The sequence below is a fragment of the Lacticaseibacillus pantheris DSM 15945 = JCM 12539 = NBRC 106106 genome, assembly GCF_001311175.1.
Lineage (GTDB): Bacteria > Bacillota > Bacilli > Lactobacillales > Lactobacillaceae > Lacticaseibacillus > Lacticaseibacillus pantheris.
In genome coordinates this window covers 1-11205 of sequence record NZ_BBAI01000054.1, presented here as the reverse complement: position 1 = coordinate 11205, position 11205 = coordinate 1, and the positions used below count along the sequence as shown (strand labels likewise).

Genomic DNA, 11205 nt, shown 5'->3' with positions numbered 1-11205 from the left:
ACAGGAGCTCCGTAAGACGGTTAAAAAAAATATGCTAGTTGGTTTAACAATGATCGAATATCAATGGTGCTAAACGGATTGACACCAAGAGAATACCGACAACAGTTTAAGCTTTCCAAAAGTGTCTAACTTTTGTGTGGCGCTTCAGTATTTCTCAAGCTCAATTATCCGCGGAAGGACGGAACGTCCGGAGCGTGCGGGTGTAGCAATCACGGCGCAGGACACGTAAGCCGCAACCCCAAACCACGCCCGCGGGTTCGTAACCACCCAACCTTCGCCCTGGCAGTGGCTTACCATGGAGTACCCCACGTAAGCCGCAGCTCACCGGTCCGGTCTACGCTGCCGCAAACCACTACCGTCACCCCCCACTACAGTTCGGCATCTGGTCGCGGTAGAGTTGGGCGTAGAAGCCGTTGGCAGCCATTAAGTCAGCGTGCGTGCCGCGCTCGATGATGGTGCCGTGCCGCAGCACGTCGATTTCATCAGCGTGCACAATCGTCCGCAGCCGGTGCGCAATCAAGAAGCTGGTCCGGCCTTGTGTCACCGCGTTCATCGCCGCCTGGAGCTGCGATTCGGTCACGGTGTCCACGTTGCTGGTGGCCTCATCCATAATCATTACCGGTGGGTCGGTCAAAATCGTCCGCGCAATGCTCAGCAATTGCTTTTGCCCCGCGGAGAAGACCGACTGCTCGTCCGTAATCAAAGTATCGTAGCCATCCGGCAATGACATGATGTAGTCGTGAATCCGCGCCTGTTGCGCCGCGTTCTGCACGGCGTCATCCCCGGCCTCCGGTTGACCAAACCGAATGTTATCCCTAATCGTGCCTGAGAATAGTTGCGGATCCTGTAACACGATACCAACATTGTTGCGCAAACTGGTCAAATCAATGTCGCGAATATCCGTGCCGTCAATAGTAATGCTACCGACGTCCACATCATAGAACCGGTTCAGGAGGTTCATCACCGTAGTTTTACCCGAACCAGTGGGTCCAACCAGCGCCACCATGTGCCCCCGGGGAGCATCAATGTTGATGCCATGCAGGATCTCAATTCCCGGCAGGTAGCCAAAGTGGATGTCCTTCAGCTCAACGCCTTTGCGAACACCATCGATGACTTTGCCCCCCTCGGGACGTACCTCATCGGGCTGCTCGAACACCTCACTGACCCGCCGTGCACCCGTGACGGCCTGCTGAATAATGTTGTACATACTGGTCATCTGAATGATGGGCTGGTAGTACTGTTGCGCGTACTGGACAAAGACGGCCACCACGGCCAGCCCCGTGCCCAACGCCATGCTGCCCTGCAGAACGTACCAGCTGCCAAAGAAGATGACGATGGCCGTGTTGAGTAGCATCAGTCCCGACATCACCGGCATCAGCATTCCGGCCCAAATTTGGCCACGCTGTGCTGCCTGCAGGACCGTGGCGTTGCGCCCGGTGAAACCGTCAATTGATTGTTTCTGCAGGCCGTTGGTAATAATGACCTTTTGGCCGGTAATTTGCTCGTTAATATACCCGTTCAGTGCCCCCACGGCCCGCTGCTGTTCGTTCACGGCACGGCTGGCGTGCGTAATCACCAACCAGCTCACCAGGACGGCCAACGGCGTGGTAATAATCGTGACAAAGCCCATCATGACGTTGCTCGTGAACATCATAATCAGGACGCCAATCAGGGAACCGAAACAATAAAAGCTGTTGATGAACGCCTGGTTCATGGCGTTAAAAATGTTATCGAGGTCGCTGGTAAACCGCGCCAGCAAATCCCCGTCTTCCGTGCGGTCGTAATAACTAATCCCAATACGCTGCATCTTGGCAAAGAGGTCGCTACGCATTCGGGAGTTAGCTACACCCGATACCCACCCAAGAATGGCTGAGGTCGCAGCATCCGCAAAACCGGCTAGTACGTTGATCACAATCATGGTCGCCGCGGTGTGGATAAATGGTGTAGTGTCCACCGCGTGGTGCGCGTTAAAGTCGGCTAGCACCGTCGTTAACTGCGTAACCGCATTGCCCAACAGGATGGGCGTGTACACCGCCGCGCCACAGTAGATGGCTACGGTAATGACGCTGAGTATTAGTTGCCACGGGTAGCGGCCGAGGTAGTGGCCGAAGTACTTACCCGCTACTTTGAAATCACTTTGCATTTAGCCCACCTCCTCTGCACTACGCTGCGAGTTCAGGATTGTTTGGTACGCCTTGTTGGTTGCGGACAACTCCGCGTGGGTGCCATTGCCGACGACACGGCCGTGATCCATCACCAAAATACGATCAGCGTGCATCACTGACGAAATTTTTTTTCCGCAATAATGACCGTCGTCATGTGCCCTAAATCGCGGGCCAAGGCTTCCTGCACCCGCTTTTCACTCCGGGCGTCCAGCGCACTGGTTGCGTCATCGAGTACCAGCACTGCTGGTTGCCCAATGAGACCACGGGTAATACTGAGGCGCTGCTTTTGCCCACCCGAAAAGTTGGCTGCCCGCTCGTCAACGGGAGCGTCAAAGCGCTCCGGTAGCTGGTCAATGAACTCAGCAGCCTGGGCAATCTTTGCGGCCCACTCCATATCGGCGGTAGTGGCGTCGGGGCGGACTTGCCGAAGATTGCTGGCAATGGTCCCCGAGAACAGCGTTGACCGTTGCAGGACCACCGCCACGGCTTTGCGAATACTACGCGGATTGAGTTCGCGCAGGTCGTGTCCACCCACCATCACGGCACCCTCATCGGGATCAAATAGACGCCCCAACAGCTGCGCCAGCGTGGATTTACCACTACCAGTCGCGCCGACAATACCCAGCATCTCACCAGGTCGCACCTTGAAGTTCACGTGCTGGAGGATTGGCGCATCATCACCAGGATACGTGAAGGTCACGTCACGTAGGTCGATTCCCCCATCCAAACTGAGTACCGGCGCTTGGTTCGGAAACAGCATGGACGGTGCGTGCCGAAGCACCTCGCCAATCCGGCCCAGGGAAACAAACGCACGGGTCGCCCCCGTCGCAATAAACGCGGCGTTCATGAAGGCATACAAAATCTGTAGAACGTAACCCACAAAGGATGTAATCACGGCGAGGTAGGCCGGATGACTCGTAATTTGGTTACCAATCATCAGAACGGCAATCCCCACCACGACGTTAGCAATCATAAAGAAGCCCGGCACCATCACGGCAAAGGCGTACCCGATCTTGATGCTGAGTGTTTCCATCTGCCCAGAAGCCTGGTTGAAACTACCCAACTGTGCATCTTCCTGGTTAAAGCTCTTCACCACACGCGCACCCATCATGTTTTCGCGAGCAATGGTGTTCACCTCGTCAATGTAGTGCTGAATCTTGCCGAAGTACCCGCCCATCTTGACGGTCATAAAGACACCGAGAGCGCCGATAACTACAATCATCACGACCAGTAGCCACCATAAGCTAGGAATCGCCAAAATAGCGAGGGCCAGCGCACCCACAAAGGTAATCGGGACGCGTAGCACAATCTGGAGAATGGACATCACCAGCATCTGTACCTGGTTGATGTCATTAGTCATCCGCACGCCCAACGATGAGGCGCTAAACTGCTCAATATCGGCGTACGCAAACCGTTGAACGCGCTGAAACAAATCGGCGCGCATATCGGCGGCAATGCGCACAGCGGTTTGTGCCGCCCAGACAGTATTTAAAATCCCGGCAACGATGCCAAGTAGCGCAACTAGCAAGAGTTGCACACCCAGATTCAACACGACACCCTGATGATTAGCGATAATTGCGGCTAAAACCTTCTGCAATAGGAACGGCTGCCAGAGAATGGTTGCCGCCTGCAGAATGGTTGTAATCACCGCCCCAGTTGCGATGCCCGCATGCCGGCGGACGTATGGCCAAATAACGCGCATGTGTAATACCCCCTCAACGTAAAATTGGGCGGGGCTTGATTGCCCCGCCGCAATTTCACCAAAACCTTATCTTCATCTAATGTAGCATATTCGTTGTTTTTCTTCCATATTTGTTCACCAATACGACTGTACAAGTGATGGTTGTGCCATCCCTCCCTGCCACTCCAAGAGTATTCGCTGGTCCTCCGACGAGTTATGCCCATTTGCACCGTTATCGTTGTGGGGCGGCCGCCCGTCGCGTGGTATACTTACCTCCGAACACTATTCGTGAAAGGGTTATTTATATGCAGATCGTCAATTGGATTATTTTGGCCATCGTGCTACTAGACTGGGTAGCCGCAATCATCACCGTCTTCCACTCGCCGCGCAATATCGCGGCGACATGGGCCTGGTTGCTCGTGCTCGTAGTCATTCCGGTATTCGGCTTTATTTTGTACCTCTTTACCGGTCGAGGCCTTGGTAATACTAAGCTGTTCCGTTTACGTACGGCTGACCGGATTGGGCTCAAAGAAATTATCGACGCGCAGCGCTCAACTTTGCCGCGCCTCAAACGCACCGATACCGACGAAATCACTCAGCACCGTGCAGCCACCGTGGAGATGTTTCGCCAACTGGATAACGCCCCGCTCATCCGGCGCAATGCGGTCGAAATCATCACTGATGGTAACGACAAGTTTGCCCGCATGTTTGCGGATATTAAGGCCGCAAAACATAGCATCCATATTGAGTACTACACCTTTTATTCTGACAAGATTGGTACACAACTGCGGGACCTACTGGTGCAGAAGGCCCAGGAAGGCGTTGACGTGCGCGTGGTCTACGACGCCTTTGGCTCACACGGCACCACCAACCACTGGTTTAAGCCGCTCCATGATGCCGGCGGGAAAACCATCCCCTTTGTAACCAGCCGTAACGCCGTCGTGAGCTTCCGCCTCAACTACCACGATCACCGCAAGATTGTGGTGATTGACGGCAAAATCGGCTATACGGGCGGGTTTAACGTTGGTGATCAATACCTCGGGCGCGCGCCCAAATTTGGTTATTGGCGTGATACTCACCTGCGGATTATCGGCCATGGGGTCCAACTATTACAGGTACGGTTCATTATGGACTGGAACTCGTCGGTAAACCAGACGGACCGCCTCACCTACGACCTGAAGTACTTCCCCGCTCCGGATAAAGAAATCTCCGGTACAACCAGTATGCAATTGGTCACGAGTGGTCCGGACTCGACAACCGAGCAAATCAAGTTGGGCTACATCAAATTGATTAACGCGGCCCGCCGTCGCGTATGGATTCAGAGCCCCTACCTGGTACCTGACGACGCCGTCATCACGGCTTTGCGGATAGCCGCCGCCGCTGGTATTGACGTCCGGATTATGATTCCCTGCATGCCCGACCACCCCTTCATCTACCGGGCCACGCAGTATTACGCCAACTACCTGCACCAGTTCGGCATCAAGGTTTATATCTACAATAACGCTTCCTGCACGCTAAAACCATGCTGATAGATGACGACATGGCGAGCGTTGGGAGCGCCAACCAGGACTTCCGTTCGTACAGCCTCAACTTTGAAGTCAACACGTTCATGTACGATCACAGCATCGTCCGGCAGCTGGCAGATATTTTCCAAAGCGACATGGAAGAAAGCACCGAGCTCACCGACAAAATGATTGACGCTCAGGGCCGGTGGCTGCGTTTCAAGCAGCTGTTCTCCCGCCTGCTGTCGCCAGTACTGTAGGTGGCTTGGCGGCGTGGTAGATTGGCTGGTATAAACGGTGGGCTAGCTCCAGTTGGGTGGGTGCTGTCGGCGACCGGCTACGTGCCTCATAATGACAACATCTAGTGATGCCCTACATGTGCCAAGTAATGGTAGTAACTGCACTCACTAACGTTGGTAGAAATGGGTTACTGGCGGAGGTTGAGCGGGTGGTCCGCACGGCGGCTGCATGCCCGGAGTTCTGTAGAAGCTACTGCTAGTTAGTGCGTTAGCACTTACTAGCAGTAGCTTCTACAGAATCAAATTGGCTAGACCGAGTGGTTTTCTCGGACTAGGGCAATTCGCGGTAGCCCGGAACGGGCGGGAGCGTGAGGCACGTAGCACCGGCCGCGCGGACCACCCGCTCAACCGCAGTCAGTAGCCCATTTCTACCAGCCACCCCCATTACCCGCCACATTAAAAGAAGCCGATTCGCCGCAATATGCCAGCGTATCGGCTTCTTTTGCGTAGCCAGACCCTACTTCAGCGCCCGCCGCCAATCGCCCATGGCGCGCGTAAAGGTGTAGTTGCTGGCGGTCTCCTTCGCAGCTTTGCTCTTCGCCTGCCAATCATCATGGTCCGTCAACAGTTGCGCGACCTTGGCCGCCATCTGCTTCGTGGCACCATCCGGGACTACATAGCCATTCTCACCATCACGAACCAACGCCTTGGTGCCGTACGGAATGTTGTAACTGACCGCTGGGATTCCATAACTCATGGCCTCCACGAGGTTCATCCCGAAGCTTTCGGCAATCGAGGTCTGCACAATCACGTCACCGTGACTGTACTCCTTGCTCAGCTCACCCAGGCCCATGTAGTCCGCGAACTGCACCTGGTCCGTCAAACCCAGCTTCGTCACCTCGTCGTTCAGACGCTTCATGGTGTCCTCATCCGGCGCGTAGCCGTAGAACTCCATGCGCGCGTCCGGCACCTGCTTGACTAGTTCGCCCATCATCTGTAGTGCCTGTTCTGGACGCTTGTCTGGCCCAAAACGACCCACAAACATGACGGTGGGGTGCTTAGCCTCCTTGTGCATGTGCGTCTTGGCGATGGCCGTGTCGGGCGCCACCCGCACGTCCATGTGTGGGTAACGCGTTACCAGGTCTGCCCGCTGATCTTCCGTTGCCACGAGCACACCGTCGAAGGCATCTGCTCGCTGCTCCAAAATGTTCCGGTAGACCGGTAAGATGGATCCTTTGCCCACTTTGCCGGGCTTAGTGCTGTGCACGCCGTGAAAATATCCCCACTTGGCCTTTGTTCCCTGCACGTCTGCCACCACGTAGTCGAGTGTGTGCCGGTCAGCAATCAAAGTCGCGTTGCTATCCTGCTTCGTTAACTCGTTCAGGAAAAACAGGAACAACTGATCCTCCGTGCTGAACCGATAGTCGTGACCTTGGTAGTTCAACAGTTTCCACATTGTGGGCTGGCGTTTGCCATCCACATCCATCCATAATTGCTCCAACACGGGATCGCCGTCCTGGCTCAGGTACGACCGTGAGGCAACCTGCCCGTCTGGGTGGAAATAATCAATCGACGACTTAAACCCACGCCAATCCCAGTTTTCGCGGGCAACCAGGTTGTTGTGCTGGTCCCGGTTTTCCACGTCCATCGTCAAACCCACGGTGCCTGGCAACACGTTAATGCGACCAATTTCACGGCCCACGTGGGTAATCATGGAGTAGTTAGGTGTGATGGCCTCTACGTGGTATTCGTCTAACGGCACTTCGCCCAATAGTCGCAGATTCTGCTTCTTCCGACGCACGGCGAGAGTACCCTGGAAAAAGTCATACATATTAATTGACTCCTTAGCTGCCAATTTCACGGACTCCAGGTCCCGTTTGAGGAGGGGGTTGTAATTGCGCGAAACGTAAAACGCCTGCTCACCCTCCGCGTTAAACATGCGGGTTCGCCGCGCTTGCGCGTGCTCAGTACCCGAATTACGGCCAAAAACATTTTCGCTAATAAAATAGTACATAGAGAAAGCCTCCTAACCTTCAAAGTGTGCCGCAGTCAATTTTGCGGGCCACACCCCGTCAGCATCGTCCAGCAACTCCTGCCAAGCAGCCCACACGTTGTCCTCGGAATAACGTTCCGCCGAATCGTATGCGGCCGTACTGTACTGCTGCGCTAACTTTTTATCCTGCAAGATATCGATCATGGCCTGACCAAAGGCCTTGACGTCACCGTATGGCACTACCCGGCCGTTAACGTGGTCCTCAGTAATTTCGTTAGGGCCGTAATTGACGTCGTATGAAATTGGAATGAGACCGTGGGCAATCGCTTCCATGATGGCCAAGTTAAAGCCTCCATGTTTGACGTCAGGCCGTACAGCATGGCGTTATTCTCCGCGGTATCCACGTCCGTGGTGTACCCCTTAAACGTGACGGCATCCTCAAGGTGATTCTTTTTGATGACCGCCTCAACTTTGCGCTTGGCCTCAAATTTGTTGGTCGCGTCCTCATAACCGTACAGGTCCAAGGTAGCCTCGGGAAACTTGTTATGCGCGATAGCAAAGGCAGCGGTCAGTTGATCCAGCTGTTTCTCGGGCGCGATGCGGGCAAAAACGACCATCTTGCCAAAGGTGCGCTTGCTCTCCAAAATGCGAGGCGCGTGCAAGAGTTCGTCCGGCACCACACCTACGGGAATAGTGAATAGCTTTGCCCGGGGGTGGAACCGTTTGTCCACGTCCGCCGATTGCTTGTGGGTTGAGGAAACAATGGCGTCGTAATCATCAATAGCGCTCAGCGTAAATTCATAGTTGTTGTTGACAACTGGCGCCATTGGGTCCTGCCCACTGGCATGAGCGTTGTGCAAATGGTTCACGGTGTACGCTGGTCGACGGAGATGCAGTAGCCCCCAGTCGGCCACATGACCACGGTCAAGAACGAAGACGTTGGGGTGCTCAAGCGACCAGTACTCGTCGTTTAGGTCATCCAGGAACCGGACCGTCAGTTCTTCGATGGTGTCAAACATATACGTCTTACCATCAGTACGGTCAGTTAGCCGCCACCCGCTCGCAACTAGCCCATCCTCTTCGTGCACGCTTTTGCGATAAAATTTTTCAATTACTGCATGTCCGTCCGGATCGAGCCAAACTTCGGTGCCAATTTTGTTGTCGGGTGTATACCATTGCTCCAGGCTACGAAATCCGCGGGTGTCGTAATAATCCACCCGGTACAAATTACCAAAACCGTCAAATAATTCGGTTGAAAAGACAACTTTATCGTCACCAGAAACGTTAACACGTGCGACTAAACGGTTGTCGGTGGTGTAAACTAGGAATCGAGTGGCCTCTTCCTCCACGTGGGTATCGAGGACACCAAAGTCTAGGTCTGCCAAGTGTTGCGGGTGGTCTTCAATTGCCATCGCGTTCTGGAAGTACTCAAACATATTGATTAGGTTTCGATCAGGTACATCGGCTGCCCGTGTGGTGGGGTGCAATCGAGGGTTCCAGTCACGTACCACTAACCGGTAATCAACGTTATGGTCGTTGAACAATTCAATACGCTTGAGCTGGGCAAACTCAATCCCAGACTTATTTTCCTGCATGATGCTGTTGATGAAAAATATCATCGCGGTACTCCTTTCACCGTCAAAAAAAGATTTGTTTCCAGTAGGCCTACTGACACCCGGGTATTATTGGCGTCCGGTTGCCACTAGTTGCCCAATTGTACAAACTCGTTTTGTCACTTTCACGCAAGGTATTGGTAGTTAAATCTGGACACGCGAAGTTATTTATCCGGGTTAAAAACTACCAAAACCACATAACAAATGATACGTTGTTCAGGTTATTATTGCAAAGAATTTAATGCGTTTTATTCCTCGGGAATGCCGTTTTAATGCGTATTTAGACTTTTATTGCGAAAATGTCTAAAGTTTTGGCTTACACTTTTGTCGTATTATTATTATTGCTTGTTTTAAAAAAAATCACAACAATTTTGACGTGATTGTTGTTCCATTATTTGTTATTTTGCTTGTAAAATGTATGTAACCACTGTTTACCAACTTTTTGTCCATATTCACACCCTTTTTGGCTATATAAGGCTAGCAAACAGTAGCTGTACTTCAGCTTGAAGTAGGCCGTATACCCATCTTTTCACCGGAGTGCACACAACGTTGCTCCAATAAAAATGCTATTCGGAGGATTATACCGTGGAAAAACACAATGCCAACTGGATTGAAACGCATGAGCGTATCACTCAAGCAGTCTTTAAACTGTGGGAGACTACCCCGCTGAACCGTATCACCATCCATGCTGTTTGCGAGGAAGCACACATCAACCGTTCAACCTTCTACGTTCACTTCGACAATATTTACAGCGTCACGGACGAGGCAGTGAATAAGGCCCATGCAGATTTGCTCGAATTTTGCGTACGCAGCGCCCAGAACATTAAGAATCCACAGTCACTCAACAAAACCGTCATGGACTTCCTGCAGCTGGTGCAGGACTCCTCGTGCTATTACCGGATGTACTTTAAGCACATGCACGATCTGCCGTTTGAAGTTGGTGGTAAGATTTACACCCAACTGTATGACAGTTTGGCCGTACCATACGGGTACAGCCATCCGGACACAACCCACGTCGAACTTAACTTCATGTTAGCTTCATTTGAAGCAGCCACCGCCATGGCGCTAAGCCAATGGATCGATAACGACTTTGCCGATTCCAAGGAACAGGTTGCCCGCGTAATTGCCCGTGAACCGTTACTTGAAAATTTGGCACGCAGCCGCGCTTGACTGACCTACCAGGCATTAAGATCACCTAGAATTGCTCACATTAATTTGGGAGCAATTTTTTTGTGCAAAAATTTGTGTATGTACAAGAAAAGCCGCCCAAGTAATTATCTGGACGACTTTCCCTTATTACCGCATAGTCCTAACTTATGCGCGTACTGTTACTTCTAATCTTCAGAATCGTGCTTGCGCCCAAGTCCGAACAGTCCTAGGAAGGCTGCCGTTGCCAGGCCAATAACACCGGCCAGGCTCAGAGATTCATTTGTGGTGGCGTCGCCAGTCTGTGGTAACTGGTGCGCATCACCATTTGCGGCGTTGTTCCCACCACCGGCGTTGGAATTACCACCACCATCCGATGGGTTAGCACCAGTGTCGGGTAAAGTAGCCTTACTACCGGCACTCGATGGAGCGGCAGAACTAGCCAGGCTAACTGCGACGCTCGCAGCACTGGAGCCGTCGAAGCCGCAGAACTTGCCGTACTTGCAGCACTGGAAGCCACAGAAGCTGCTGACGATGCGGTAGATGCGTCACCGTTAGAAGCCGCCGAGCTAGCCACACTCGCAGCACTGGAGGCCACGGAGGCTGCACTTGACGCTATGCTTGCTGCACTAGATGCCGTCGATGCGGCCGAAGAAATCTCACTGTTACCAGGGTTCCCGGAGGCTGCGGAACTAGCTACACTAGCAGCACTTGATGCGACGGATGCACTCGACGATGCGTTGCTTGCAGCACTCGACGCGCCGCTGGCACTGGAGCTTGCAGCAGATGATGCAGCCGAACTTGCAGCGCTAGAAGCAGCGGAGCTGCTGTCGAGGCGGCACTCGATGCAGTCGATGCTGCAGAAG

The 11205-nt window shown here is 53.2% G+C and carries 6 protein-coding genes and 4 pseudogenes; 5 read left to right on the top strand and 5 right to left on the bottom strand.

What is annotated here, in order from left to right; all coding sequences use genetic code 11:
- Nucleotides 1-33: 33 nt before the first annotated feature.
- Nucleotides 34-129, top strand: a pseudogene (locus JCM12539_RS15365) (IS3 family transposase); the annotation flags it as partial.
- Between the two features lie 229 nt (nt 130-358).
- On the opposite strand, the gene JCM12539_RS11685 reads toward JCM12539_RS15365, so the two are convergent.
- The gene (locus JCM12539_RS11685) at nt 359-2143 is read right to left on the bottom strand and encodes an ABC transporter ATP-binding protein (protein WP_054651684.1); all 1785 of its coding nucleotides are present in this window, start codon (nt 2141-2143) and stop codon (nt 359-361) included.
- Nucleotides 2144-3867, bottom strand: a pseudogene (locus tag JCM12539_RS11680) (ABC transporter ATP-binding protein).
- 284 nt (nt 3868-4151) lie between these two features.
- Between JCM12539_RS11680 and cls the strand changes: the two are divergent.
- Nucleotides 4152-5608, top strand: a pseudogene (gene cls, locus JCM12539_RS11675) (cardiolipin synthase).
- A 496-nt stretch (nt 5609-6104) separates the two neighbouring features.
- Here the strand turns inward: cls and JCM12539_RS11670 are convergent.
- Together JCM12539_RS11670 and JCM12539_RS11665 are read right to left on the bottom strand one after the other, a co-directional pair.
- Nucleotides 6105-7601 carry a glycosyltransferase gene (locus tag JCM12539_RS11670; RefSeq protein ID WP_054651682.1) on the bottom strand — a complete coding sequence of 499 codons (1497 nt, stop codon included), beginning with the start codon at nt 7599-7601 and terminating at the stop codon, nt 6105-6107.
- A 12-nt stretch (nt 7602-7613) separates the two neighbouring features.
- Nucleotides 7614-9199: pseudogene (locus tag JCM12539_RS11665) on the bottom strand (glycosyltransferase).
- 579 nt (nt 9200-9778) lie between these two features.
- On the opposite strand from JCM12539_RS11665, the gene JCM12539_RS11660 reads away from it, so the two are divergent.
- Nucleotides 9779-10363, top strand: a complete 585-nt coding sequence (locus JCM12539_RS11660) for a TetR/AcrR family transcriptional regulator (RefSeq protein ID WP_054651680.1) — start codon at nt 9779-9781, stop codon at nt 10361-10363.
- A gap of 164 nt (nt 10364-10527) precedes the next feature.
- Here the strand turns inward: JCM12539_RS11660 and JCM12539_RS15360 are convergent, their stop codons facing one another.
- Nucleotides 10528-10785 carry an LPXTG cell wall anchor domain-containing protein gene (locus tag JCM12539_RS15360; RefSeq protein WP_162204152.1) on the bottom strand — a complete coding sequence of 86 codons (258 nt, stop codon included), beginning with the start codon at nt 10783-10785 and terminating at the stop codon, nt 10528-10530.
- Between JCM12539_RS15360 and JCM12539_RS14340 the strand changes: the two genes are divergently transcribed.
- Nucleotides 10730-10882 carry a hypothetical protein gene (locus tag JCM12539_RS14340; RefSeq protein ID WP_162204150.1) on the top strand — a complete coding sequence of 51 codons (153 nt, stop codon included), beginning with the start codon at nt 10730-10732 and terminating at the stop codon, nt 10880-10882. The genes JCM12539_RS15360 and JCM12539_RS14340 overlap by 56 nt on opposite strands.
- A gap of 74 nt (nt 10883-10956) precedes the next feature.
- The coding region (locus tag JCM12539_RS11650) for a hypothetical protein (RefSeq protein WP_175576937.1) at nt 10957-11205 on the top strand (249 nt) is incomplete at its 3' end.